This window comes from Streptomyces paradoxus (assembly GCF_014202475.1).
Lineage (GTDB): Bacteria > Actinomycetota > Actinomycetes > Streptomycetales > Streptomycetaceae > Streptomyces > Streptomyces paradoxus.
The window spans coordinates 30,884-56,298 of the sequence record NZ_JACHGV010000012.1; the positions used below are offsets into that span (position 1 = coordinate 30,884).

Sequence of the window (25,415 nt, forward strand, 5' to 3'; positions counted from 1 at the left end):
TCCTACACCGTCGCCTTCAAGAGGCTCGCCCGCTCGTCGGCCGGGATGAGCCCGTCCGGCAGGGTCCGGTCGTCCAGCAGACCGCGCACCAGTGCGGCATGCTCGGAGAACACGGCCCGGCATCGTGCGCGTTCCGGGTGGTCGCGGTCGCTGCCCAGGAACCGGATCGCCCGCTCGCTGCATCCGTCGACGGGGTGCGAGAGCTCCGCGACGACGAACAGGACCTCGATCAGCTCGGTCCGCACCGGCACCGCCGGATCCGCGGCGAGGCGGAGCAGGAACGGAAGGGCCGCCGGCATTGCCGGGCCCAGGTTGAAGGCGCTGTCCATCAGGACGTTGCAGAGCACCCGCTCGGCCTCGGCGGCCGCGGCGGGATCGAGCAGACTGCGCAGGAGGGCGGGGATCCCGGCGGGGCACTCGGGGAAGTCCGCCCAGGTGATGTCGTCGCAGCCGCGCAGTGCGGGGTGATCCCGGCCGGCGCGCGGCGCCTCCGGGAAGTCCCGCAGGAACCGTGCGACGGCGGCTTCCTTGCCCGCCGCGGTGATCCGGCACATCTCATCTCCCCCTTGAGCGCGCGCACCGTCCGTGCGGGCTCACGGTACTCCGGCCTGGGCACACCCCGATGGGGAACATGGGGTGTGGGTGCGGTGGGTGCGGTGGGATGCGGGCCGCGCGGTGCCGTGTGGTGCGCTTGACACAAAAATCGAACATCCATTCTCATGGAGGCACCGGCAAGGCTCAACGAAGGGCATTTCGACGTACTTTGGGTAGGTAAATGCCCGAGTTATCCACAGGCCGGACGTGCGTCGGGGCGCATTGTCAGTGGCAGGCGTTAGCGTCTTTGACGTGAAGCGATCGACTCAAGCAAATCGGGTGGAACCCATGGCAGGAACCGACCGCGAGAAGGCCCTGGATGCCGCTCTCGCACAGATTGAACGGCAATTCGGCAAGGGCGCGGTCATGCGCATGGGCGACCGGACCAAGGAGCCCATCGAGGTCATCTCGACCGGGTCCACCGCCCTGGACGTGGCCCTCGGCGTGGGCGGCCTGCCCCGCGGCCGTGTCGTCGAGATCTACGGACCGGAATCCTCCGGTAAGACCACCCTGACCCTGCACGCGGTGGCGAACGCGCAGAAGGCCGGAGGCCAGGTCGCCTTCGTCGACGCGGAGCACGCCCTCGACCCCGAGTACGCGAAGAAGCTCGGCGTCGACATCGACAACCTCATCCTCTCCCAGCCGGACAACGGCGAGCAGGCCCTGGAGATCGTGGACATGCTGGTCCGCTCCGGCGCCCTCGACCTCATCGTCATCGACTCCGTCGCCGCGCTCGTCCCGCGCGCGGAGATCGAGGGCGAGATGGGCGACAGTCACGTCGGTCTGCAGGCCCGCCTGATGAGCCAGGCCCTGCGGAAGATCACCAGCGCGCTCAACCAGTCCAAGACCACCGCGATCTTCATCAACCAGCTCCGCGAGAAGATCGGCGTGATGTTCGGCTCCCCCGAGACCACGACCGGTGGCCGGGCGCTGAAGTTCTACGCCTCGGTGCGCATCGACATCCGCCGCATCGAGACCCTGAAGGACGGCACGGAGGCGGTCGGTAACCGCACCCGCTGCAAGGTCGTCAAGAACAAGGTCGCGCCGCCCTTCAAGCAGGCCGAGTTCGACATCCTCTATGGCCAGGGCATCAGCCGCGAGGGCGGTCTGATCGACATGGGCGTGGAGCACGGCTTCGTCCGCAAGGCCGGCGCCTGGTACACGTACGAGGGCGACCAGCTCGGCCAGGGCAAGGAGAACGCGCGCAACTTCCTGAAGGACAACCCCGACCTGGCCAACGAGATCGAGAAGAAGATCAAGGAGAAGCTGGGCGTCGGCGTGCGTCCCGAGGAGCCGGCATCCGAGCCGGGCACGGACGCCGCGGTCTCCGCACCGGCCGACGCGGCACCCGCTGTCCCCGCCCCGGCACCGGCCAAGACCGCCAAGTCCAAGGCCGCCGCAGCCAAGAGCTGACCCGTGACACGGCGAACCGACTGGGCGGAGTACGAGTACGACGCCTCCGGTGTCCCACGGGGGAGGGGCACCGGAGGCGGCATGCGCTCAGCCGCGGACGGGGAGGGCGGCCCCGGGGGCACACCACCCGGGGGCGACCGGCAGCACGGGGACGGGGACGACACCGGGCCGTACGGGGGCGGCTCACCCAGAAGCGGCTCGCGTGACGGCGGGCCGCGCGGCAGGCACGGTCGTCGTCGGCGTGGCTTCGGTGAGGCGGCCCCGGATGCCGAGGACGGAGGTGTCCCTTCCTCGTCGAGGGCCGAGCAGGAGGCACCTCCAGGGGACCCGGTCGAGCAGGCTCGGGCGATCTGCCTGCGCCTGCTCACCGGGACCCCGCGGACCCGTAAGCAACTCGCCGACGCCCTGCGCAAGCGGCAGATCCCGGACGACGCGGCCGAGGACGTGCTGTCCCGGTTCGAAGAGGTCGGCCTCATCAACGACGGGGCCTTCGCGGACGCCTGGGTGGAATCCCGTCACCACGGGCGGGGGCTGGCCCGGCGTGCGCTCGCCCGCGAACTGCGAACCAAGGGCGTGGACTCCACAGTGATCGACGAGGCCGTCTCCCAGCTCGACTCCGAGCAGGAGGAGGCGACCGCGCGGGAGCTCGTCGACCGCAAGCTCCGCTCCACGCGCGGCCTCGACCGTGACAAACGCCTCCGCCGTCTCGCGGGGATGCTCGCCCGCAAGGGTTACCCCGAGGGCATGGCGCTGCGTGTGGTGAGGCAGGCGCTGGAGGAAGAGGGCGAGGACACGGACTTTCTGGCGGACGAGGGATTCTGAGCCGGCAACCGGCCGGCTCACCGTTTTCGCCCGGGGCCTCCGGCTCACACCACCGGAAGCCCCGCCCCTCGCCATGCCTGGAAGCCGCCCACGAGATCCGTGGCCCGGCGCAGTCCCAGCTGGTGCAAGGACTGGGCCGCCAGACTGGACGCGTAGCCCTCGTTGCAGATCACGACGATGCGCAGGGCGTGGCTCGTGGCCTCGGGGAGACGGTGGCTGCCCTGGGGGTCGAGGCGCCATTCCAGTTCGTTGCGCTCGACGACCAGGGCTCCGGGGATGAGGCCGTCCCGTTCGCGCAGGGCGGCGTAGCGGATGTCGACCAGGAGCGCGTCGCCGGCTTGGGCGGCCTCGTACGCCTGGTGCGGTTCGATGCGCTCGTAGCCCGCCCGGACCCGCTCCAGCAACGCGTCGATGCCGACGGGTGGTTGGGGGGCGCGGTCCGTCGGCCCGGGTGTGGTGCTCACTGCCAGTCCTCCGGTCGCTCGACCTGCTCCAGGCGCAGGACCGGACCGCTGCGGCTGTAGCGGCGGATCTGCGGCAGGGGCGGGTAGTAGGCGTGGACGGAGATCGCGTGCCGGTCGGGGGACTCGTTGAGCACCTCGTGCACGTGGTGCCGGCCGAAGACGCGGCCCTGGCCGGCCCGCAGCCGGCGTTCCCGGTCCACGTCCTCGGTGAGTTCCAGGGTCCTCCAGCCGTCGGTGGGCAGCCGCGCGGCGAGCGAGTTCTCCTTGAGCTCGCCCGACGCGGTCAGGAAGGCACCGACCGAGTCGGCGTGGTCGTGCCAGCCGGTGCCCGTGCCGGGCGGCCAGCCGATGAGCCAGGCCTCGCTGCCGCCGGGCCCGTCCAGCCGCACCCAGGTGCGGCCCTCCGGGTCGAGCGGCAGGGAGTCGATCAGCTCGGTGTCGGCGGCCGTGCGCCGGACGAAGTCGTAGAGGTCGGCCTGTGTGGGAGCCGAACCGGTGGAGGAGACGGAGGAGGTCGCAGAAGGGGATACAGACACGGGTGCCGTCCTGAGGGTCCTGATGAGGGTTCGCGGGGGAGGCGCGGAAGCCGACGCGGCAAAGGCGCGGCGCGCACAGGGGGAAGTGGAATGCGAAGTCAGCAGGACGGGCGACACACGCAGCCCGCATAACGGAGGAGGTCCATATGGACCCTCCGCCACAGGCGCACACAGGTGTCGGTCACGCACCGGAGTACACCATGGCCGCCCGGACGGGTCAACTCACTGTCACCATGCGGACGCACCGTGACAGCGAGCACATCACCGCGGGGGCGATGTCAGCGCGAGCCGGCCGAAGCACCGGCCTCTGCCTGCGCCTTCACCGGTCCGCCCACCGTGGCCTCCGCCGCCGCGTACAGGTCGGCCGGGCGCACTCCGCCCAGCGCGGTGACGAGGTGACCGTCGGGACGCACCAGAAGCACCGTGTGCGCGGCGGCGCCCGGATACCTCTCGGCGACGAGCAGCTCGGCGGGGTGCGGCAGTGCCGTGACCGCCGCCGCGAGCTGCGGCATGATGCCGGCGCTGACCCAGTGCTTGCGCTCCCAGACGCCCGTGCCCGGCGCGATGAGCACGACGAGCAGAGCGCCGCGGCCGAGCCGGTCCCGTAGCCGTACGAAGGTGCCGTCCTCCGCGGTGACCCGCACGTCGGTGACCGGTGCGCCGAGCGCTGTGTCGACCGGGACCTGTCCTTCGAGGTGCTGGGGCGCGAGCGGCGAGTCGGCGTACGCCCCCGGCGCGCCGAGCTGGCCGTGCCCCAGGTGACCCTCCGTGAGGAGGGCGTCGTGGCCCCGGGACGAACCGGGGACGACGGCGCGCAGCCCTGCGCCGCCGCGCAGCAGTGGCAGCGCCTGGTCGGCGGCGCGGAGCCGGGCGGCGACGACCGCCCGGCGTTCCGTCTGGTAGCTGTCGAGGAGCGCTTCGTGCGGCCCGTGGTGCCAGGCCAGGGCCAGTTTCCAGGCGAGGTTGTCGGCGTCCCGCAGGCCCTCGTCCAGCCCGTGCGTGCCCAGCGCGCCGAGCAGGTGGGCGGCGTCCCCGGCGAGGAACACGCGGTCGGCGCGCCAGCGGCGGGCCAGCCGGTGGTGGACGGTGTGGACACCGGTGTCCAGCAGCTCGTACGGCGGGGTCGTGCCGCCCGCCCAGCCGGCCAGGGTCTCCCGGATACGGGTGAGCAGCAGTTCGGGTGTGACCAGGTCCTTGCCGGGCGGCAGGAGCCAGTCCAGACGCCAGACGCCGTCCGGCAGCGGTCGGGCGGTGACTTCGCCGGCGGAGGGACCGGACATGCGCCACGGCGGCAGACGATGCAGCAACGCCTCGTCCTGCCAGGGCAGTTCCGTGCGGAGCGCGGCGACGGCGTGACGTTCCACCGCCGTACGGCCCGGAAAGCGGATGTCCTGGATCTTGCGCACGGTCGAGCGGGGGCCGTCGCAGCCGACCAGGAAACTGCCGCGCCACCAGGTGCCCTTGGGGCCGCGAGTGTGAGCGGTGACGCCGGACGGCTCCTGCTCGATCCCGTCGAGGCGGCTCTCCACGGCGACTTTGACGAGCCGTTCGCCGGTGAGGGCGGCGCGCAGGGCGCCGGTCAGCACGTGCTGGGCGATGTGCAGGGGAGCGGGCTCGGTGCCGTCGAAGACGACCTCGCGCATCACCTGCTTGCGCCGCATCGACCGCCATCCGGCCCAGTGCGCACCGGCTCGGGCGAGGGGCATGCCGGTGAGCCGTTCCATCAGGGCGGCGGTGTCCTCGCGCAGGACGACGGTGCGCGCCGCGCGGGGTTCGTCCTTGCCCGGGCCCTCGTCGAGGACGACGCAGGGAACTTCCTGACGCGCCAGCGCAAGGGCGAGCGTGAGCCCGACGGGCCCAGCTCCGACGATGATCACCGGGTCCACGGCGTGGCGCCCCCTGCCCGCGGTGGTGTCCTGAGAGACGTGGGTGAACAGGAAGTTTGAGCAGGGTGCACGATCACAGAACGTATGCAACCCATTGCCGGTGCTTGCGTCAAGTGACGAGGGGCTGGTGGCGATCATGGAACCGCATCGAGGGTATCGGGGCGGCGCACTCGTCACTTGAGGAGGTGTCAGGGGTGGGCGTCACCGGCTGGATTCCGCTCGGCACGCCTGTGGCCCGCCGGAAACCCGGCGGGCCACAGGAGAAGGGGGTGAACGAGCGTCAGATGGTGCCGCCGGCACCGGTGCCGTAGGTGCCACCCACCTCGGCCGCGTTGACGTCGTCGACCTTGTCGGCACCGAGAACAGCACCCGTGCTCCGCTTGCTGCGGCGAAGCCTGCGCTCCAGCCAGGAGGCGAAGGACGTGAGGATGAAGTTCAGGATGATGAAGATGACCGCCACCACGATGAAGCTGGGGATGACGTTCGCGTAGTTGGCCGCGAGGGTGCTGCGTGTGTTGAGCAACTCGGTGAACCCGAGCATCACGCCGCCCAGCGCGGTGTCCTTCACGATGACGACCAACTGGCTGACGATGGCCGGAAGCATGGCGGTGACGGCCTGGGGCAGCAGGATGCTGCTCATCGTCTGGCCCTTGCGCAGGCCGATCGCCATGGCGGCTTCCGACTGGCCCTTGGGCAGGGACAGGATGCCGGCGCGTACGATCTCGGCGAGCACCGAGGCGTTGTAGAGCACCAGGCCGGTGACCACCGCGTACAGGGGCCGCTCATCGCTCGGGATGCCCGTGGAGCGGACGTAGAACTCGTTGGCGAACAGCATCAGCAGCAGCACCGGGATCGCCCGGAAGAACTCGACCACCGCGCCGGACGGGATGCGCACCCAACGGTGGTCGGACATGCGTGCGATGCCGAGGACGGCGCCCAGCGGGAGGGCGATGACCATCGAGAGGGCGGCGGCCTTCAGGGTGTCGGCCAGGCCTGGCAGCAGGTACGTCGTCCAGGCCTCGGAGGTGGTGAAGGGCTTCCACAGAGCCCACTCCAGCTGGTTCTTCTCGTCCATGGTCTGCCAGATCCACCACAGAAGCAGGGCCAGCAGGACGAAGAAGACCACCGAGAAGAGCACGTTGCGCCGCTTGGCCCGCGGGCCGGGGGCGTCGTAGAGAATGGACGTCATCGCTTTACCGCCAGTCGCTTGCTCAGCCAGCCGAGGATCAGGCCGGTGGGCAGGGTCAGTACCACGAAACCGAAGGCGAAGACCGCGCCGATGAGCACTGTCTGAGCCTCGTTCTCGATCATGTCCTTCATCAGGAGGGCGGCCTCCGCCACGCCGATCGTGGCCGCCACTGTCGTGTTCTTGGTCAGCGCGATCAGCACGTTCGCCAACGGCCCGATAACCGAGCGGAACGCTTGCGGCAACACAATGAGCCGCAGGACCTGGCTGAAACTCAGCCCGATGGCTCGGGCCGCCTCCGCCTGGCCGACAGGCACTGTGTTGATGCCCGAGCGGATCGCCTCGCAGACGAAGGCGCCGGTGTAGGCGACCAGGCCGAGCACCGCCAGGCGGAATGCCTTGGCCTCGAAGTCGTCGGGGACGCCCATCGTCACGCCGAAGATGTTGGCGAGGCCGAGCGAGGTGAAGACGATGATGACGGTGAGAGGGATGTTCCGGACGATGTTCACATAGGCGGTGCCGAACCCGCGCATCAGCGGAACAGGGCTGACCCGCATGGCCGCCAGCAGGGTGCCCCAGATCAGGGATCCGATGGCCGAGAGGACGGTGAGCTGCACCGTGACCCAGAAGGCACCCAACAGGGTCGGGTCGTCATAGTCAGATAGAAAGTCGAACACGATCTCCCGCGCTTCCGGGTGTGTGGCTTGGGCAGCGGACGTGCCGCGCCGCCGCCGGAGAAGCTAGGGGCGGCGGCGCGCCTGCGGATCCCCGCTGTGATCGCGGGGATCCTGCGTCGGCGGAGTCCCGCGTTACTGGACGATCTGGCCGATCTTCGGGGCAGGCTCGTTCTTGTAGTTCGCCGGGCCGAAGTTGTCCTTGACGGCCTTCTCCCAGGCGCCGTCGCTGACCATCTTCTCCAGTGCGTCGTTGATCTTGTTCACGGTCGCGGTGTCGCCCTTCTTGACACCGATGCCGTAGTTCTCGTTGCTCAGCTTGAGCCCGGTGAGCTTGAACTGACCCTTGTACTGCTCCTGCGCCGCGAAGCCGGCGAGGATCGAGTCGTCCGTGGTCACGGCGTCGAGGGCGCCGCTCTGCAGACCGGCGATGCACTCCGAGTAGCCGCCGAGACGCTGGAGCTGGGCCTTCGGTGCGATCTCGTCCTTGACGTTCTGGGCCGAGGTGGAGCCGGCCACCGAGCACAGCTTCTTGCCGTTGAGGTCCGTGCCCTCCTTGATGTCCGAGTCCGTCTTCACCAGCAGATCCTGGTGGGCCAGCAGGTACGGACCGGCGAAGTCGACCTTCTGCTTGCGCTCGTCGGTGATCGAGTACGTGGCCGCGATCATCTTCACGTCGCCGCGGGACAGCGCGTTCTCACGGTCGGCGCTCTTGGTCTCGACCCACTCGATCTGGTCGGGCTCGTAGCCCAGTTCCTTGGCCACGTACGTCGCCACGTCCACGTCGAAGCCGGAGAAGGAACCGTCGGGCTCCTTCAGGCCCAGACCGGGCTGGTCGTACTTGATGCCGATCTTGATCTTGTCGCCGCCGCCGGAGCCGGAGCCGTTCGAGTCACCGCCGTCGTCGCCACCACAGGCGGTGGCGGTCAGGCCGAGGACGAGAGCGGTGGCGGCCGCAGCGGAGACCTTGCGGAGCTTCATTGTGAACATCCTTTGCCGTGAAGAGAAAACCGTGGTTGCGGGTGACGCGGATCGTCGCGTGGGCGACACGCGCCTTAGTGATGCAGGATCTTCGACAAGAAGTCCTTGGCACGATCGCTGCGCGGATTGCTGAAGAACTGGTCGGGCGCAGCCTCCTCGACGATTCGGCCGTCCGCCATGAACACCACGCGGTTTGCAGCCGATCGTGCGAAACCCATCTCATGGGTGACGACGATCATGGTCATGCCGTCGCGGGCGAGCTGCTGCATGACCTCCAGCACCTCGTTGATCATCTCGGGGTCGAGCGCGGAGGTCGGCTCGTCGAAGAGCATCACCTTCGGCTCCATGGCCAGCGCCCGTGCGATGGCGACGCGCTGCTGCTGGCCGCCGGAGAGCTGAGCCGGGTACTTCTCGGCCTGCGCGCCCACGCCGACCCGGTCGAGCAGGGCCCGGGCCCGCTCCTCGGCCGCCTTCTTGTCCTTCTTGCGGACCTTGATCTGGCCGAGCATCACGTTCTCGAGCACGGTCTTGTGCGCGAAGAGGTTGAAGGACTGGAAGACCATCCCGACGTCGGCGCGCAGCTTCGCCAGTGCCTTGCCCTCGGCGGGCAGCGGGTTGCCGTCGATCGTGATCGAGCCGGAGTCGGTCGTCTCCAGGCGGTTGATGGTGCGGCACAGGGTGGACTTGCCGGACCCGGAGGGTCCGATGACCACGACGACTTCACCGCGGGCGATCGTCAGGTCGATGTCCTGGAGTACGTGCAACGCGCCGAAGTGCTTGTTGACGCTCTTCAGGACGACCAGTTCTCCGGTCGCGGCCACATCTTCCTTGGCCACCGATACTTCGGTCATCGCTCTCAGGCTCCGTCCTCCTCGGTTTCGGAGGACAGTAGTAACCCCGTACGACCTGCGTCATTACATCTGAGGGGAATCTGAGCATCACGATCCGATAGCAATCGGACACGTGTCGTAGCACTTGGGAGCGGCGCTCATACCAGCCGGGTAACGGAAGCGGTCCGCAACCGGAACCCTCTTGACGCCGTCCTCATTCATCAGCGTGACTGCACAAGGTGCACGCGCGCGCGTGCACGCGTTTTTGTACACATCTAGATCGTACGGCCAGTGAACCGAAGGGAGCCCGGGTGAGACTGCTGCTCGTCGAGGACGACAACCACGTCGCCGCCGCCCTGTCGGCGGTTCTGGCGCGGCACGGGTTCGACGTCACGCACGCGCGCAGCGGTGAGGAAGCCCTTCAGGCCCTCGTTCCCGAGGGCGACTGCTTCGGCGTCGTCCTCCTCGACCTCGGCCTGCCCGACCAGGACGGATACGAGGTCTGCGGCAAGATCCGCAAGCGCACCGCCACCCCGGTGATCATGGTCACCGCCCGCTCCGACGTGCGCTCCCGCATCCACGGCCTCAATCTGGGCGCCGACGACTACGTGGTGAAGCCCTACGACACCGGGGAACTGCTCGCCCGCATCCACGCCGTGAGCCGGCGCACCTCCCACGAGGACACCTCCAGCGGCATCGAGACCGAGCTGCGGCTCGGCCCGGTGCACATCGAGCTGCCCACCCGCCGGGTCAGCGTGGACGGGTCGGTGGTCCAGCTGACCCGCAAGGAGTTCGACCTGCTGGCCCTGCTCGCGCAGCGGCCCGGGGTGGTCTTCCGCAGGGAGCAGATCATCAGTGAGGTGTGGCGGACCAGCTGGGAAGGGACCGGGCGCACCCTGGAGGTGCACGTCGCGTCCCTGCGCGCCAAGCTGCGGATGCCGGCCCTCATCGAGACCGTACGCGGAGTCGGCTACCGGCTCGTCGCGCCTGCCGGGTAGCGGGGCCGGGTGCGCACTCGTCTGCTCCCGCTGCTCATCATCCTGATGGCGGCCGTGCTGCTCGCCCTCGGTGTCCCGCTCGCCGTCAGCCTCGCCGGGGCGCAGCAGCAGAAGGTCGTCGTCGACCGGATCGACGACACGGCCCGCTTCGCCGCCCTCGCGCAGTTCGTCACCGACTCGCCCGACGGGACCACCGGCGCGTTCGAGAACGAGCGCCTGGCCACCCTCAGCAGCGAGCTGCGCAGCTACTACGAGGTCTACGGCATCCGCTCCGGTGTCTTCTACCGCACCGGCAGGCCGATGGCCCACGCACCGGCCAAGTGGTCCCTGCCCAAGGAGGGCGAGGTCCGGGACGCCTTCGACGAGGCGAAGCTCAGCCGCCGCAGCCACGACCCGAAGCAGGTGTGGCCCTGGCAGCGCCGCAACCTCGTGGTGGCCTCGCCGGTCATCCGGGACGGTGATGTCGTCGCGGTCGTCGTCACCGACTCGCCCACGGGGCAGATGCGCTCGCGCACGCTGCATGGCTGGCTGGTCATCGGCGCGGGTGAGTTCGCCGCGATGCTGCTGGCCGTCGGCGCCGCCCTGCGGCTGACCGGCTGGGTGCTCAAGCCCGTACGGGTCCTGGACGCCACCACCCACGACATCGCCACCGGCCGGCTCAAGTCCCGGGTCGCGGCCGCCGGCGGGCCGCCGGAGCTCCAGCGCCTGGCCCGGTCGTTCAACGAGATGGCCGACAACGTGGAGGACGTGCTGGAGCAGCAGCGCGCCTTCGTCGCCGACGCCTCGCACCAGCTGCGCAACCCCCTCGCGGCGCTGCTGCTGCGCATCGAACTGCTCTCCTTCGAACTGCCCGAGGGCAACAAGGAGATCGCCTCGGTCCAGGCCGAGGGCAAGCGCCTCGCGCAGGTCCTCGACGACCTGCTCGACCTGGCGCTGGCGGAGCACACCGAGGCCGATCTGATGGTCACCGACATCGGCGAGCTCGCCGCCGAACGTCTCGCCGCCTGGGCCCCGACCGCCGAGGCCAAGGGCGTGCGCCTGGTGGGGGACTGCCCGCCGACGACCGCGTGGGCCGACCCGGTCGCTCTGTCCAGCGCGCTGGACGCGGTCATCGACAACGCGGTGAAGTTCACGCCCGAGGACGAGACCGTCGAGGTGAGCGTCACCTCCCACGGCGACACGTCCACCGTCGTCGTCACCGACCACGGCCCCGGCCTCACCGACGAGGAGCTGGCCCGGGTCGGTGACCGCTTCTGGCGCAGCGGCCGGCACCAGAACATCAAGGGCTCGGGCCTCGGGCTGTCCATCTCGCGGGCGCTGCTCGCGGCGGGCGGCGGTTCGATCGCGTACGACCGTCACGAGCCGCACGGGCTGAAGGTGACGGTGGCGGTGCCGCGGTCCGCGCCCACGGCGTGACGGAGGGCGGGGAGCGGGAGGGTCCGGGGGCTACGGCTTGACCGACTGGTAGTAGCGCTGGGCGCCTACATGCAGTTGCAGCGGGTCGGTGTAGATCGCCGTGCGGACGTCGACCAGCTGGGCGGAGTGGACGGTCGCCCCGATGAGGTCCCGGCTGTCCAGCACCGTGCGGGTCAGCCACTCGGTGAGCCGGGGATCCATGTCGGTGCGGGTGACCAGCAGGTTGGACACCGCGAGGGTCGGAACCGGCTTGCCGCGCTGGATGCGGGGGTAGGCCGACTCCGGCATCTTCGTGGCGCGGTAGTAGCGCGTGGCGCCGCCCTGGTCGTGCAGCTTGGCCACAAGCGTGGCGTCGATCGGCACGAAGCGGAAGGCCGATGCCGACTTCTTGGCCAGGCGGCTGAGACCGTCCGTGGGCAGCCCGCCCGACCAGAAGAACGCGTCGAGGCCGTGCCCCAGGCGCTTGGGCCCGGTGTCGATGCCGTCCGAGGACGGCTCGATGTCCTTCTCCGGGTCGATGCCGGCCGCCCTGAGCACACCGTTGGCTATCAGCCGTACGCCGGAGTCGGGCAGCCCTATGGCCACGCGCTTGCCCCGCAGGTCGGCGACGGAGCGGATGTCCGAGTCGGGCGGCACGACGAGCTGGACGTAGTCGTCGTACAGGCGGGCGAGGCCGCGCAACCGGTCGGCCCCCGGGCTGTTGTCGAGCTTGTACGTGGCGACCGCGTCGGCAGCGGCGATCGCGAAGTCGGCCTTGCCGGTCGCCACATCGGCGACGTTCTCCTGCGAGCCGGCACTGGTCAGCAGCCGCACCTTAAGGTCGGGCATGTCCTTGTCGATCTCGTTGCGCAGGAGTTCCCCGTACTCGTGGTAGACCCCCGCGCGGGTGCCTGTGCTGAACGTGATCGTCCCGCTCGGCGGCTCCTGCGCCCAAGGACGCAGCCACCACAGCAGCAGGCCGAGGACCACGAGGGCGGCGGTGCCGCCCTGCAGGGCCCGGCGCCTGCTGACAGGGGGGAGCGTTCTGGACATGCGGGCGATCCTGCCAGCCGGGGTGCCCCGCTGACCAGGGCAGGGGTCACAAGGCCGGGACGGGGGACTGTCAGTGGGCGCCACTACAGTCGCCCGTATGAGCTCTTCGCCCGCCGACCTGGTCCGTGCCTTCCACCTCGCCTTCGGCCTGGACGCCCGCAGTACGCCCACGGAGGTCTCACCGGAACTGGCGGCCCACCGGGGTGAGCTTCTCGCGGAGGAGGCCGGGGAGGTCGCCGAGGTGTCGGTGCACGGCCCGCTCGACCGGCTCGCGCACGAACTGGCGGACGTGGTCTACGTCGCGTACGGCACCGCCCTCGTCCACGGCATCGACCTGGACGCGGTGCTCGCGGAGATCCACCGCTCCAACATGACGAAGATCGGCCCTGACGGCTCGGTCTCCCGCCGCGAGGACGGCAAGGTCCTCAAGGGGGAGCACTACGAGGCGCCGGACGTACGGGGGGTGCTGCGCAGGCAGGGGTGGGTGCCGGGCGGGGGCGCCTGACCAGGGGGCACGCTCCGGGCCGCCCGGCTCACTCTCTCCTCAGTCGGCGACCGGTGCCTCGGCCTCGGCCGTCCGGGGCGCGGGCTCCGGGCGGCTGGGCTCGCGGCGCCGGGCCCACCAGGTCGCCACCGGCTCGGTGTAGCGCGCGGTGAGCGGTCCCAGGACGACCAGGATCAGTACATAGGCCGTGGCCAGCGGGCCGAGGGACGGTTCGACGCCGGCCGCGACCGCCAGGCCGGCGATGACGATGGAGAACTCGCCGCGGGCCACCAGCGCGCCGCCTGCCCGCCAGCGGCCCTTCACGGAGATCCCGGCCCGCCGGGCCGCCCAGTACCCGGTGGCGATCTTCGTCAGCGCGGTGACGACGGCCAGTCCGAGGGCGGGCAGCAGGACGGGCGGGATGCTCGACGGGTCGGTGTGCAGCCCGAAGAAGACGAAGAAGACCGCCGCGAACAGGTCACGCAGGGGGCTCAGCAGGGTGTGCGCACCCTCCGCGACCTCTCCCGAGAGAGCGATGCCCACCAGGAACGCCCCCACCGCCGCCGACACCTGGAGCTGCTGCGCGACACCCGCGACCAGGATCGTCAGACCCAGTACGACCAGGAGCAGCTTCTCCGGGTCGTCGCTGGAGACGAACCGCGAGATGAGCCTGCCGTAGCGCACGGCCAGGAACAGCACGAGCCCGGCCGCGCCCAGCGCGATCGCCAGGGTCACGCTCCCGGCCATCAGCCCGACGCCCGCCACCAGCGCCGTGACGATGGGCAGGTACACCGCCATCGCCAGATCCTCCAGCACCAGCACGCTGAGGATCACCGGCGTCTCCCGGTTGCCGACCCGGCCCAGGTCGCCCAGCACCTTCGCGATCACGCCGGACGACGAGATCCAGGTGACACCCGCCAGGACGACGGCGGCCACCGGCCCCCAGCCGAGCAGCAGTGCCACGGCGGCGCCGGGCAGCGCGTTGAGGGCGCAGTCGACCAGACCGGAGGGGTAGTGGGTCTTGAGGTTGGAGACCAGGTCGGTCGCCGTGTACTCCAGGCCCAGCATCAGCAGCAGGAGGATGACGCCGATCTCCGCGCCGATGGCGACGAACTCCTCGCTCGCGCCCAGCGGCAGCAGACCGCCCTCACCGAAGGCCAGACCGGCCAGGAGGTAGAGAGGTATCGGCGAGAGCTGGAAGCGGCCGGCGAACCGGCCCAGCAGGCCGAGGCCGAGAATGATGGAACCGAACTCGATGAGCAGAACCGCGGAGTGCAACGGCTCACTCCCGCTCGAGTATGGTCGCGGCCGCGTCGACACCCTCACGGGTCCCGACGACGATCAGAGTGTCACCACCGGCCAGCCGGAAGTCCGGCGCGGGCGACGGGATGGCCTCGGCCCGGCGCAGCACGGCCACCACCGAGGCGCCCGTCTCCGTCCGCATCCGCATGTCGCCCAGCAGCCGTCCGTTCCAGCGCGAGGTGGCGGCCACCTCGATCCGCTCGGCGACCAGCCCCAGATCGGTGGTGTACAGCAGGCTCGGGCTGTGGTGGGACGGCTTCAGCGCGTCGATCAGCGACCCCGCCTCCGAGCCGGTCAGCTTCAGGGACTGGGCGCAGGAGTCCGGATCGTCGGGCCGGTACACGTTCACCGTGCGCGTGCCGTCGCGGTGCGCCACCACCGACAGATGGCGGTGCTCCCGGGTCTCCAGGTCGTACTGGACCCCGATACCCGGCAGAGGCGTCGCCCTCAGGCGCGGAGCTGACACGATGCTTCCCCTTGTTCGTCTCGTTTGTCGTGCTTTGTCGGTCCGCTGAACGTTCTCGATCACCGAACGGGTCAAGTTCGCATGCTCCCATCCGGCCGTACGGTGACGACATGGGTGTCGTGACGGATATACGCAGCGGCCGGCCGCCGGAGAAGGTGGAGGGGGCGCTGCACGGTGCCGAGGCGGGAAGGAGCGGACAGGGAAGCGTGTCGTTGTTCTGGCGGATCTTCTCGCTCAATGCCGCCGGTCTGGTCGTGGCCACGGCGTTGCTGCTCGGCCCGGTCACCGTGTCCACCCCCGTCCTCGCGGGCGAGGCCCTCGTCCTGCTCTGCGGCCTGGTGGTGCTGCTCGCGGGCAATGCCCTCGTGCTCCGGTTCGGCCTGGTGCCCCTCCAGCGCCTGGACAAAGCCATGGCCACCGCGGACCTGCTGCGCCCGGGCTCCCGTCCGGTGGTCGCGGGACCGGCGGAGACGGCCGGACTGATCACGACGTACAACACGATGCTCGACCGGCTGGAGGCCGAACGGGCCGCAGGCGCCGCCCGGGCGCTGTCCGCGCAGGAGAGCGAACGCCACCGGATCGCACGGGAGCTCCACGACGAGGTCGGGCAGACCCTGACCGCCGTCCTCCTCCAGCTCAAGCGCGTCGCCGACCGGGCGCCCGAGGACCTTCGCGAGGAGGTCGGCCAGGCGCAGGAGGCGACCCGGGCCGGCCTGGACGAGATCCGCCGGATCGCCCGGAGGCTGCGCCCCGGCGTCCTGGAGGAACTGGGACTGGCGAGCGCGCTGCGGTCGCTCGCCGGCGAGTTCACGACGCACGGGCTGACCGTGCGCCACCACGTCACCGGCGACCTCCCTGCCCTGACCCCGGAGGCGGAACTCGTCGTCTACCGGGTCGCCCAGGAGGGACTGACCAACACCGCCCGGCACGCCGCCGCCAACCGGGCCGAACTCCGCCTCCAGCCGTTCCCCGGCGGCGTCGAACTCCTCGTACGCGACAACGGCACGGGTATCGGCCACGCCCCCGAGGGCGCCGGCATCACGGGCATGCGCGAACGCGCCCTGCTGATCGGCGCCGCCCTGGCCCTGGAACCGGCCCCGGGCGGGGGCACCGACATACGGCTGCGCATACCGGTGACCGCGGGTGTGCCGGCGACGGAAGGACCCCGCTGATGTCCCCACAGATCCGCGTCCTGCTCGCCGACGACCACACCCTCGTACGCCGGGGCGTGCGCCTCATCCTGGACGGGGAACCGGACCTGACGGTCGTCGCCGAGGCCGGCGACGGGGCCGAGGCCGTCGCCAAGGCCCGGGAAACGCCGGTGGACCTTGCCGTCCTGGACGTTGCCATGCCCCGGATGACCGGCCTCCAGGCAGCCCGGGAACTCTCCCGGCGGCTGCCCGGCCTGCACATCCTCATCCTGACGATGTACGACAACGAGGAGTACTTCTTCGAGGCGCTCAGGGCCGGGGCCGGCGGCTACGTCCTCAAGTCCGTCGCTGACCGTGATCTGGTCGAGGCCTGCCGGGCGGCCGTGCGCGACGAGCCGTTCATCTACCCGGGCGCCGAACGCGCCCTCGTCCGCTCCTACCTGGAGCGGCTGCACCGGGGCGACGGCCTGCCGGAGAGGGCCGTCACCGAACGCGAGGAGGAGATCCTCAAGCTGGTCGCCGAGGGCCACACCTCGAAGGAGATCGGCGAACTGCTCTTCATCAGCGCCAAGACGGTCGAGCGCCACCGGGCCAACCTCCTCCAGAAGCTCGGCATGCGCGACCGCCTGGAGCTGACCCGCTACGCGATCAGGGCCGGGCTCATCGAGCCCTGAGGCCGGTGCCGGGCGGTTGTCCACAGGCGGCCCAGCCACGCTTGCCGACCGCCTACCCTTGTCCCCATGAGCAGCATCGACCGGAGCCAGTCAGTGGGCGGCACGCGCACATACGAGGTACGCACCTACGGGTGCCAGATGAACGTCCACGACTCCGAGCGGTTGTCCGGACTGCTGGAGGACGCGGGCTACGTCCGCGCCCCCGAGGGCGCCGACGAGGCGGACGTCGTCGTCTTCAACACCTGCGCCGTGCGGGAGAACGCCGACAACAAGCTGTACGGCAACCTCGGCCACCTCGCCCCGAAGAAGGCGAGCCGCCCCGGCATGCAGATCGCGGTCGGCGGCTGCCTCGCGCAGAAGGACCGCGACACCATCGTGAAGCGGGCGCCCTGGGTGGACGTCGTCTTCGGCACGCACAACATCGGCAAGCTCCCCGTTCTGCTGGAACGCGCGCGCGTGCAGGACGAGGCGCAGGTCGAGATCGCCGAGTCGCTGGAGGCGTTCCCCTCGACGCTGCCCACCCGCCGCGAGAGCGCCTACGCGGCCTGGGTCTCCATCTCCGTCGGCTGCAACAACACCTGCACCTTCTGCATCGTCCCGGCCCTGCGCGGCAAGGAGAAGGACCGCCGCCCCGGCGACATCCTCGCCGAGATCGAGGCCCTGGTCGCCGAAGGCGTCTCCGAGATCACGCTGCTCGGTCAGAACGTCAACGCGTACGGCTCCGACATCGGCGACCGCGAGGCCTTCAGCAAGCTGCTGCGCGCCTGCGGGAAGATCGAAGGCCTGGAGCGCGTCCGCTTCACCTCCCCGCACCCGCGCGACTTCACCGACGACGTCATCGCCGCCATGGCCGAGACGCCGAACGTGATGCCGCAGCTGCACATGCCGCTCCAGTCCGGCTCCGACCCGGTCCTGAAGGCGATGCGCCGCTCCTACCGCCAGGACCGCTTCCTGGGGATCATCGAGAAGGTCCGCGCCGCCATCCCGCACGCCGCGATCAGCACGGACATCATCGTGGGCTTCCCCGGCGAGACCGAGGAGGACTTCGAGCAGACGCTGCACGTGGTGCGCGAGGCCCGCTTCGCCCAGGCCTTCACCTTCCAGTACTCCAAGCGCCCCGGCACCCCGGCCGCCGAGATGGACGGCCAGATCCCCAAGAAGGTCGTCCAGGAGCGCTACGAGCGGCTCGTCGCCCTCCAGGAAGAGATCTCCTGGGAGGAGAACAAGAAGCAGGTCGGCCGCACCCTGGAACTGATGGTCGCCGAGGGCGAGGGCCGCAAGGACGACAGCACCCACCGCCTGTCCGGCCGCGCCCCCGACAACCGCCTGGTCCACTTCACCAAGCCGGACCAGGAGGTCCGCCCCGGCGACGTGGTCACGGTAGAGATCACCTACGCCGCCCCGCACCACCTCCTTGCCGAGGGGCCCGTGCTGAACGTGCGCCGTACGCGCGCCGGCGACGCCTGGGAGAAGCGGAACGCCGCCGAGAAGGCCAAGCCCGTGGGTGTGATGCTGGGACTGCCGAAGATCGGCGCCCCCGAGCCCCTGCCGGCCGTGGCGAGCGGGTGCGGTTGCGACTGACCCGGACCGCTGCCGCCCTGTGCGGTGGCAGCGGCCCCTGAGAGTTACCCTGCCGATCATGCTTGTCGCCGCCGCTGTCTGCCCCTGCCCGCCCCTGCTGGTGCCCGAGATCGCCACGGGTGCCGCCCCGGAACTGGACGCCGCGCGGGACGCCTGCACGGACGCACTGGGTGTGCTCGCCGCCGCCCAGCCCGGCCGGCTCGTGGTCGTCGGCCCGGTGGACGGCGCCGGTACCGAGTCGTACCCGGAGGGAGCGGCGGGGTCCTTCCGGGGCTTCGGCGTCGACCTCGACGTACGGCTGGGAGTGGCCGGGGGCGCGGACCCGCGTCCGCGGCTGCCGTACGCGCTGGCGGTGGCCGCCTGGCTGCTGGAGCGGACCGAGTGGTCCGGCGCCCCGGTCGAGGGGATCGGGGTGGGGCAGTCGTACCCGTCCGGACTGTGCGCGCGGACCGGGAGGGACATCGGCGCCCTGGACGAGCGAGTGGCCCTGCTGGTGATGGGCGACGCCAGCGCGTGCCGGACACTCAAGGCCCCCGGGTATCTGGACGAACGGGCGGCTCCGTTCGACGCGGAGGTCGCACGGGCGCTCGGCGCAGCGGACGGTGCCGCACTCACCGCGCTCGACACCGGCCTGGCCCACGAGCTGAAGGCGTCCGGCCGGGCCCCCTGGCAGGTCCTGGCGGGCGCGGCCGAGGGCGCTGACCTCGGCGGATCGCTGCTCTACGAGGACGCTCCGTACGGCGTGGGATACATCGTCGCCAGCTGGTCGTGAGGCGGGCGGCAGGCCGGTGGACAGCGAACAGGCAGGAGCGGGAAACGGCGGAGACGGCCGGGAGCCGGGAGCTCCGCGGCCGTCCGCCGATGTGCCCTTCAGAGTGCCGGTGTCCGCGTCAGGAAGCGGGCGGTGGTGCGTCGTCCGGCGGCGTGGTGCCACCCGGGTCCCGCGGTGGTGCTGTGCGGCGCGCTTCCGGCGGCATGGCCCCCTTGCCCGGCGGCGGAGTCGTGCCACCCCCGTGCGGTCCACTCTCGCCCTGGTGCGCGAGGCGGCCCATGGCGCCCTTGGCCCGGCCCGTGCCCGACTGGATCCTGTCGCTGTACTTGCCCTTGGTCCTCTTGTCGACGGCATGGGCAGCCCTGTCGAGACCGTGGTGGATCTTGCCCTCGTGCCGCTGTGCGAGGTCCGAGACCTTGCCCTTGGCCGGGCCCAGCTTGGCTTTGACGTTGTGCAGGAGACCCATGGCTCACCTTCCCTCGGGCGGGGCGGTCATGTACGGGCGCCCTCGCCGGCCTCGTTGTCGGCCGCCTTCTCGGTGGACTGCTGCTTGGGGATGTCGACGCCCTCGGACTCGGTGACCTCGGCGGCGGCCTCGTCGGCCGGCTTCGCCGCTTGCCCGGCTCCGTCGGTGCCCTTCGCCCCGGTGGCCTCGGCCGCCTCCTCCTCGGCCCCGGCCGTCGCCGTGTCGGTCCGAGCCTCGGCTGCAGGCGTCTCCGCCGTGGCCTTCGACCGCCGGAGAAGTCGCGCAAAAACACCCATATCCACTCCATACGTTACTCGTGCGGGCGAAATCCCGCGTTGCCCGGTGCGTCGGTTTGCCCGGCCCGGGCCGCCGCCTCCGCGATCCGGCGGCAGGAACCTCGCAACGGGCAACGACCCCGCGGCCGTGGCGTCACGTAACTCGTTCGAGACCAGGGTTCGAGGTTTGCGAGACTGGGGCGGTGAGCAGTGCACCCCCCGCCCCCCGCGTCATCGCCGTCGTCGGACCTACTGCGGCCGGAAAGTCCGATCTGGGCGTCTTTCTCGCCCAGCGTCTCGGCGGTGAGGTCGTCAACGCCGACTCCATGCAGCTCTACCGAGGGATGGACATCGGCACCGCCAAGCTGACGCCCGAAGAGCGTGACGGCGTCCCCCACCACCTGCTGGACATCTGGGACGTGACCGTCACGGCATCCGTCGCCGAGTACCAGCGCCTCGCGCGGGAGCGGATCGACGCCCTGCTCGCCCAGGGCCGGTGGCCGATCCTGGTCGGCGGCTCCGGACTCTATGTGCGCGGGGCCGTCGACAACCTGGAGTTCCCCGGCACCGACCCCGAGGTCCGCGCCCGCCTGGAGGAGGAACTCACGCTGCGCGGCCCCGGCGCGCTGCACGCCCGCCTGGCCGCCGCCGACCCCGAGGCCGCACGCGCGATCCTGCCGAGCAACGGCCGCCGGGTCGTCCGCGCCCTGGAGGTGATCGAGATCACCGGCAAACCCTTCACGGCCAACCTCCCTGGGCACGACTCGGTGTACGACACGCTTCAGATCGGCGTCGACGTGGCCCGCCCCGAGCTCGACGAGCGCATCGCGCGGCGGGTCGACCGGATGTGGGACGCGGGCCTTGTGGACGAGGTGAGCGCACTTCAGGCGCAGGGGTTGCGTGAAGGGCGTACGGCCTCGCGCGCGCTCGGTTACCAGCAGGTGCTCGCGGCGCTCGCCGGGGAGTGCACCCTGGAGGAAGCGCGGACCGAGACCGTCCGTGCCACCAAGCGCTTCGCGCGCCGCCAGGATTCATGGTTCAGGCGCGACCCGCGGGTGCACTGGTTGAGTGGGGCGGCAGCCGATCTCACGGAACTTCCGCAGCTCGCGCTGTCCTTGGTCGAACGACCGGTTACAGCCTGATCACGTCATGGCATCGGGACGCCCAGGCCGTCATCCGGTCCTTCGGCGGCGTGCCATCATCGAGCTTCGATCGACCGAGTTGAGTCCTAGTTGGGAGGGCGCGTGGCGATGGAGGCCGGCCCTCGCGACACCGCACGAAGCACCGATCACATCACCGCCGAGCGGGATGAGATGGAGGCCGGGGCCGCCCCTGAGCAGGAGGCGGACCACCTCAGCTCCGACGGGCCCGACGAGACGCAGGGTGTGACGGACGACGGTCCCGAGCCCGGCGAGATGTTCGCCGACGAGGTCGAGGTCGAGCTGCGCCCGCAGCGCCGGCTCCGCATCTGGCAGCTGGCCCCCATCGTGGGTCTCGCGGCACTCGGCTCCCTGATGTTCGCGTTCCCGCTCGCCTTCGACTTCGGCGACAGCGGGGCGGTCATCGCCATGCTGGGCCTGCTGATCTGCTCCTGCGCGGCCGGCTGGGGCATGATGGCCGCCCGCCGCGTCGGCTACACCTGGCCGGGCCTGCCGGCCCGCGGCTCCGGCCGCAGACCCGACTGGCGGGTCGTCCTCGCGTACGCCCTGGTCGTGGCCGTCGTGGTGGTCCTCGCCGTGTGGCGCGTGGCGCGGCTGCGCTGATCGCGCGGTACCGGCGCCGAGGGGCGCTGTCGTAGGCGCGGTGGGGTGCCGTCGCAGGCATCGAGGGGCACCGTCGTAGGCGCCGAGGGGCACTGTCGCAGGCAGCCCTTACGATCGAGGCATGAGCACGCGGATCGCCTTCCTCAAGGGTCATGGCACCGAGAACGACTTCGTGATCGTCCCGGACCCCGAGAACACCATCGACCTGCCCCCGGCCGCCGTCGCCGCCCTGTGCGACCGGCGCGCGGGCATCGGCGGTGACGGGCTGCTGCACGTCGTCCGCTCCGCCGCCCACCCGGAGGCCGAGGAGATGGCGGCCGAGGCGGAGTGGTTCATGGACTACCGCAACGGCGACGGCTCGATCGCGGAGATGTGCGGCAACGGCGTGCGGGTGTTCGCGCGCTACCTCCAGCGCGCCGGTCACGTCACCGAGGGAGACCTCGCGGTCGCCACGCGCGGGGGCGTGAAGACCGTGCACCTCGCCAAGAACGGCGACGTGACCGTCGGCATGGGCCGGGCGGTGCTCCCCGGGGGCGACGTCACGGTGAGCGTCGGCGAGCGCAGCTGGCCCGCGCGGAACGTCAACATGGGCAACCCGCACGCGGTCGCCTTCGTGGACGACCTGGCGCACGCGGGCGACCTGTTCTCCGCACCCCCCTTCAGCCCGGCCGCCGCCTACCCGGACGGTGTGAACGTCGAGTTCGTGGTCGACCGCGGCCCCAGGCACGTCGCGCTGCGCGTGCACGAGCGCGGCTCCGGTGAGACCCGCTCGTGCGGCACGGGCGCGTGCGCGGTCGCCGTGGCCACCGCCCGCCGCGACGGCGCCGACCCGGCGGCCACCGGCACCCCCGTGACCTACACCGTGGACGTCCCCGGCGGCACCCTGGTGATCACGGAGCGGCCCGACGGCGAGATCGAGATGACCGGCCCGGCCGTGATCGTGGCCGAGGGCGAGATCGACGCGGACTGGCTGGCAGCTGCCACGTCCGCGTGAGCCGGAACGGGCGTCCTGAAACACCCGCGCACCGTCGGCCGCCCGACCCGAAACCACCGCTTCTTATCGGCCAGTTGGCGGGAATCGCACTGTGAAGCTCATGACCGGCGGGGGTACAAACCTCACATTCATCCCTCGAATGGGTGATCAGTTTCACGCTCGGCGAGAGGCGGCCAGTCGGGCGTGGTGGGCTCGGTAGCATCAAGCACCGGCCCGGACGGGGGACCGAAGCCGCCCCCTGAGCCGTGTCCGCTCTGGGGCACCCCGTCCGCCGGTTGACGCAGCCGGAGGTGCCCATGAGTGCGGAGGCCACGAATTCCGTGACCCCAGGCCCGATGCCGGGCGCGGTGTCAGGACCGGTGACGCCGACAGCCCCCCGCAGAAAGGCCCGCCCCCGGATCGACCTGCGCCGCCTGGGCCGCGCGGCCCTGCTCGGCCCCGCCGCCCGCGGCCGGCTGCCCGACGCCATCAGCCATGTCGTCGAGGCCCACCGCGCCCACCACCCCGACGCGGACCTCGAACCCCTGCGCCACGCCTACGTCCTGGCCGAGTCCTCGCACCGCGGCCAGATGCGCAAGAGCGGCGAGCCGTACATCACCCACCCGCTCGCCGTGACCCTGATCCTGGCCGAACTGGGCGCCGAGACGACGACGTTGACCGCGTCCCTGCTGCACGACACCGTCGAGGACACGGACGTGACACTCGACCAGGTCCGCGACCAGTTCGGCGAGGAGGTCCGCTACCTCGTCGACGGCGTCACCAAACTGGAGAAGGTCGACTACGGCGCCGCGGCCGAGCCCGAGACCTTCCGCAAGATGCTCGTCGCCACCGGCAACGACGTGCGCGTCATGTCGATCAAACTCGCCGACCGGCTGCACAACATGCGCACCCTCGGCGTCATGCGCCCCGAGAAACAGGAGCGCATCGCGAAGGTGACACGTGACGTGCTCATCCCGCTCGCCGAACGGCTCGGCGTCCAGGCGCTCAAGACCGAACTGGAAGACCTGGTCTTCGCGATCCTGCATCCCGAGGAGTACGCGCACACCCGGGAGCTGATCGTCCGCAACGCCGCCCGCGCCGACGACCCGCTCGCCGAAGTCGCCGACGAGGTGCGCGGCGTGCTCCGCGAGGCGGACATCACGGCCGAAGTCCTCATCCGGCCACGCCACTTCGTCTCGGTGCACCGCGTCTCCCGCAAACGCGGCCGGCTCCGCGGCTCCGACTTCGGCCGCGTCCTGGTCCTGGTGAACGAGGACGCCGACTGCTACGGCGTCCTGGGCGAACTGCACACGTGTATGAAGCCCGTGGTCTCCGAGTTCAAGGACTTCATCGCCGTACCGAAGTTCAATCTCTACCAGTCGCTGCACACGGCCGTGGCGCGCGAGGACGGCCAGGTCGTCGAGGTCCTCATCCGCACGCACCAGATGCACAAGGTCGCCGAGGCCGGCGTCGTCGCCCTCGGCAACCCGTACGCACCGGCCCCCGACGATCCGGCCGACGGCGAGCGCGTCGACCCCACCCGCCCCGGCTGGCTCTCCCGGCTCCTCGACTGGCAGGAGGCGGCGCCCGACCCCGACCACTTCTGGTCGACCCTGCGTGAGGACCTCGCCCAGGACCGTGAGATCACCGTCTTCCGGCCCGACGGCGGCGCCCTCGGCCTGCCCGAGGGCGCGACCTGCGTGGACGCCGCCTACGCGCAGTACGGCGAGGACGCGCACGCCTGTATCGGCGCCCGGGTGAACGGCCGCCTGGCGACGCTGAGCACCGTCCTGAAGGACGGCGACACCGTCCAGCTCCTCATGGGCCAGGACCCGGCGTCCGAGCCCTCCCGGGAGTGGCTGGAGCACGCCCACACACCCGCGGCCCGGATCGCCATCCAGCGGTGGCTGACCGCACATCCGGCGCAGGCGGAGTCCCAGCAGAGCGAGGCCCGGATCCCCGAGGACCGGACAGCGCTCCGGCCCGCCGACGTGCCCGACCCCGGCGGAGCACCCGAGCAGCCCGCCGACCGCCCCGCCACCGGGCACGTCCTCGCCGACCTGCCCGCAGCGACCGTCCGGCTCGCCCGCTGCTGCACGCCCGTACCGCCCGACGAGATCACCGGCTTCGCGGTACGCGGGGGAGCGGTCACCGTGCACCGCGTGGAGTGCCCCGCCGTAGCGCGCATGAAGGACGGGGGGCGTGCGGCGGTCGGCGTGCGCTGGGGAGAGGCCGCCGAGTGCCGGGTCACGCTGGTCGCCGAATCGTTCGTCCGTCCCCATCTGCTGGCCGACCTCACCGAGGCCATGGCCTCCGAGGGCGCCGAGATCGTCTCGGCGACCGTCGAGCCCCCGACCCAGCAGCAGGTGCGCCACACCTACACCGTGCAGCTCCCGGACGCCGGCCACCTGCCCGCCCTCATGCGCGCGATGCGCAACGTGGCCGGGGTGTACGACGTCAGCCGGGCACAGCCGCAACCGCAGGGCGGCTGACGGGCCCGGGCGGGCGAGCGGCCTCCTTGCGGTCATGCAGGACGGCTTCCCGCGGTGGCCCGTGGAGGCCTGCGGGACATCTTCCAGGAGCGCCTCCCGGGCGGCCGCGGCGGCACCCGGCGCAGGCCCCGGTCCCCGGTTCGGGTGGGACGAAAGCGCGCCGTCCGCGCCGCTCACCCGCGCG

General features: G+C 71.1%; 27 protein-coding genes. 13 read left to right on the forward strand and 14 right to left on the reverse strand.

Features of this window, described 5'->3' with window-relative positions; genetic code table 11:
• Positions 1-2: 2 nt before the first annotated feature.
• Positions 3-554 carry a hypothetical protein gene (locus tag HNR57_RS31580; RefSeq protein ID WP_184565444.1) on the reverse strand — a complete coding sequence of 184 codons (552 nt, stop codon included), beginning with the start codon at positions 552-554 and terminating at the stop codon, positions 3-5.
• A 328-nt stretch (positions 555-882) separates the two neighbouring features.
• On the opposite strand from HNR57_RS31580, the gene recA reads away from it, so the two are divergent.
• Positions 883-2,007 carry a recombinase RecA gene (recA, locus tag HNR57_RS31585; RefSeq protein WP_184565445.1) on the forward strand — a complete coding sequence of 375 codons (1,125 nt, stop codon included), beginning with the start codon at positions 883-885 and terminating at the stop codon, positions 2,005-2,007.
• Between the two features lie 3 nt (positions 2,008-2,010).
• Positions 2,011-2,829, forward strand: coding sequence for a recombination regulator RecX (gene recX, locus HNR57_RS31590; RefSeq protein ID WP_184565447.1), 819 nt, complete (start codon positions 2,011-2,013; stop codon positions 2,827-2,829).
• Between the two features lie 44 nt (positions 2,830-2,873).
• Here the strand turns inward: recX and HNR57_RS31595 are convergent, their stop codons facing one another.
• The 8 genes from HNR57_RS31595 to HNR57_RS31625 all read right to left on the reverse strand — a co-directional run bounded on the left by HNR57_RS31595 (position 2,874) and on the right by HNR57_RS31625 (position 9,407).
• Entirely contained in the window at positions 2,874-3,293 is a 420-nt protein-coding gene (locus tag HNR57_RS31595) for a rhodanese-like domain-containing protein (protein WP_184565449.1), read from the reverse strand.
• Positions 3,290-3,829, reverse strand: a complete 540-nt coding sequence (locus tag HNR57_RS31600; RefSeq protein ID WP_184565451.1) for a cupin domain-containing protein — start codon at positions 3,827-3,829, stop codon at positions 3,290-3,292. Before HNR57_RS31600 ends, HNR57_RS31595 begins: the two co-directional genes overlap by 4 nt.
• A 98-nt stretch (positions 3,830-3,927) precedes the next feature.
• The gene (locus tag HNR57_RS40965) at positions 3,928-4,089 is read right to left on the reverse strand and encodes a putative leader peptide (RefSeq protein WP_376772311.1); all 162 of its coding nucleotides are present in this window, start codon (positions 4,087-4,089) and stop codon (positions 3,928-3,930) included.
• 18 nt (positions 4,090-4,107) lie between these two features.
• The gene (locus tag HNR57_RS31605) at positions 4,108-5,715 is read right to left on the reverse strand and encodes an FAD-dependent monooxygenase (RefSeq protein ID WP_184565453.1); all 1,608 of its coding nucleotides are present in this window, start codon (positions 5,713-5,715) and stop codon (positions 4,108-4,110) included.
• Positions 5,716-5,995: 280 nt separating this feature from the next.
• Positions 5,996-6,904: an amino acid ABC transporter permease gene (locus HNR57_RS31610; protein ID WP_184565455.1), complete on the reverse strand. Its 909-nt coding sequence runs from the start codon at positions 6,902-6,904 to the stop codon at positions 5,996-5,998.
• Complete coding sequence (locus HNR57_RS31615) at positions 6,901-7,578, reverse strand: amino acid ABC transporter permease (RefSeq protein ID WP_184565457.1); 678 nt, start codon at positions 7,576-7,578, stop codon at positions 6,901-6,903. Before HNR57_RS31615 ends, HNR57_RS31610 begins: the two co-directional genes overlap by 4 nt.
• A gap of 132 nt (positions 7,579-7,710) precedes the next feature.
• On the reverse strand, positions 7,711-8,556 hold the full coding sequence (locus tag HNR57_RS31620; protein ID WP_184565459.1) for a glutamate ABC transporter substrate-binding protein: 846 nt from the start codon (positions 8,554-8,556) through the stop codon (positions 7,711-7,713).
• A gap of 74 nt (positions 8,557-8,630) precedes the next feature.
• Positions 8,631-9,407, reverse strand: coding sequence for an amino acid ABC transporter ATP-binding protein (locus tag HNR57_RS31625; RefSeq protein ID WP_184565460.1), 777 nt, complete (start codon positions 9,405-9,407; stop codon positions 8,631-8,633).
• Positions 9,408-9,697: 290 nt separating this feature from the next.
• Between HNR57_RS31625 and HNR57_RS31630 the strand changes: the two genes are divergently transcribed.
• Both HNR57_RS31630 and HNR57_RS31635 read left to right on the forward strand, forming a co-directional pair.
• Positions 9,698-10,384, forward strand: a complete 687-nt coding sequence (locus HNR57_RS31630; RefSeq protein ID WP_184565462.1) for a response regulator transcription factor — start codon at positions 9,698-9,700, stop codon at positions 10,382-10,384.
• A gap of 9 nt (positions 10,385-10,393) precedes the next feature.
• Positions 10,394-11,800 (forward strand): sensor histidine kinase, encoded by a 1,407-nt coding sequence (locus HNR57_RS31635; RefSeq protein ID WP_184565464.1) that lies wholly within the window; start codon positions 10,394-10,396, stop codon positions 11,798-11,800.
• A gap of 30 nt (positions 11,801-11,830) precedes the next feature.
• Here HNR57_RS31635 and HNR57_RS31640 read toward each other — a convergent pair whose 3' ends face one another.
• On the reverse strand, positions 11,831-12,832 hold the full coding sequence (locus HNR57_RS31640) for a TAXI family TRAP transporter solute-binding subunit (RefSeq protein WP_184565466.1): 1,002 nt from the start codon (positions 12,830-12,832) through the stop codon (positions 11,831-11,833).
• Between the two features lie 97 nt (positions 12,833-12,929).
• On the opposite strand from HNR57_RS31640, the gene HNR57_RS31645 reads away from it, so the two are divergent.
• Positions 12,930-13,337, forward strand: coding sequence for a pyrophosphohydrolase domain-containing protein (locus tag HNR57_RS31645; protein WP_184565468.1), 408 nt, complete (start codon positions 12,930-12,932; stop codon positions 13,335-13,337).
• Positions 13,338-13,376: 39 nt separating this feature from the next.
• Here HNR57_RS31645 and HNR57_RS31650 read toward each other — a convergent pair whose 3' ends face one another.
• On the reverse strand, positions 13,377-14,594 hold the full coding sequence (locus HNR57_RS31650) for a cation:proton antiporter (RefSeq protein ID WP_184565470.1): 1,218 nt from the start codon (positions 14,592-14,594) through the stop codon (positions 13,377-13,379).
• 4 nt (positions 14,595-14,598) lie between these two features.
• Positions 14,599-15,084, reverse strand: a complete 486-nt coding sequence (locus HNR57_RS31655) for a cation:proton antiporter regulatory subunit (RefSeq protein ID WP_184565472.1) — start codon at positions 15,082-15,084, stop codon at positions 14,599-14,601.
• Positions 15,085-15,194: 110 nt separating this feature from the next.
• Here HNR57_RS31655 and HNR57_RS31660 point away from each other — a divergent pair, with 110 nt between their 5' ends.
• From HNR57_RS31660 to HNR57_RS31675, 4 genes are all read left to right on the forward strand, one after another.
• Positions 15,195-16,256, forward strand: coding sequence for a sensor histidine kinase (locus HNR57_RS31660; RefSeq protein WP_221343289.1), 1,062 nt, complete (start codon positions 15,195-15,197; stop codon positions 16,254-16,256).
• Entirely contained in the window at positions 16,256-16,909 is a 654-nt protein-coding gene (locus HNR57_RS31665; protein ID WP_184565474.1) for a response regulator, read from the forward strand. Before HNR57_RS31660 ends, HNR57_RS31665 begins: the two co-directional genes overlap by 1 nt.
• A gap of 66 nt (positions 16,910-16,975) precedes the next feature.
• The gene (gene miaB, locus HNR57_RS31670; protein WP_184565476.1) at positions 16,976-18,490 is read left to right on the forward strand and encodes a tRNA (N6-isopentenyl adenosine(37)-C2)-methylthiotransferase MiaB; all 1,515 of its coding nucleotides are present in this window, start codon (positions 16,976-16,978) and stop codon (positions 18,488-18,490) included.
• A 58-nt stretch (positions 18,491-18,548) separates the two neighbouring features.
• Positions 18,549-19,262: a class III extradiol dioxygenase subunit B-like domain-containing protein gene (locus tag HNR57_RS31675; protein ID WP_184565478.1), complete on the forward strand. Its 714-nt coding sequence runs from the start codon at positions 18,549-18,551 to the stop codon at positions 19,260-19,262.
• Positions 19,263-19,380: 118 nt separating this feature from the next.
• Here HNR57_RS31675 and HNR57_RS31680 read toward each other — a convergent pair whose 3' ends face one another.
• Both HNR57_RS31680 and HNR57_RS31685 read right to left on the reverse strand, forming a co-directional pair.
• Complete coding sequence (locus HNR57_RS31680) at positions 19,381-19,728, reverse strand: antitoxin (protein WP_184565480.1); 348 nt, start codon at positions 19,726-19,728, stop codon at positions 19,381-19,383.
• 26 nt (positions 19,729-19,754) lie between these two features.
• Entirely contained in the window at positions 19,755-20,024 is a 270-nt protein-coding gene (locus tag HNR57_RS31685; RefSeq protein ID WP_184565482.1) for a hypothetical protein, read from the reverse strand.
• Between the two features lie 182 nt (positions 20,025-20,206).
• Here HNR57_RS31685 and miaA point away from each other — a divergent pair, with 182 nt between their 5' ends.
• From miaA to HNR57_RS31705, 4 genes are all read left to right on the forward strand, one after another.
• On the forward strand, positions 20,207-21,145 hold the full coding sequence (gene miaA / locus HNR57_RS31690; RefSeq protein WP_184565484.1) for a tRNA (adenosine(37)-N6)-dimethylallyltransferase MiaA: 939 nt from the start codon (positions 20,207-20,209) through the stop codon (positions 21,143-21,145).
• A gap of 108 nt (positions 21,146-21,253) precedes the next feature.
• Entirely contained in the window at positions 21,254-21,766 is a 513-nt protein-coding gene (locus tag HNR57_RS31695; protein ID WP_184565671.1) for a hypothetical protein, read from the forward strand.
• Between the two features lie 121 nt (positions 21,767-21,887).
• Positions 21,888-22,760, forward strand: a complete 873-nt coding sequence (gene dapF / locus HNR57_RS31700; RefSeq protein ID WP_184565486.1) for a diaminopimelate epimerase — start codon at positions 21,888-21,890, stop codon at positions 22,758-22,760.
• Between the two features lie 296 nt (positions 22,761-23,056).
• Positions 23,057-25,231 (forward strand): RelA/SpoT family protein, encoded by a 2,175-nt coding sequence (locus tag HNR57_RS31705; protein WP_184565488.1) that lies wholly within the window; start codon positions 23,057-23,059, stop codon positions 25,229-25,231.
• Positions 25,232-25,415: the final 184 nt, after the last annotated feature.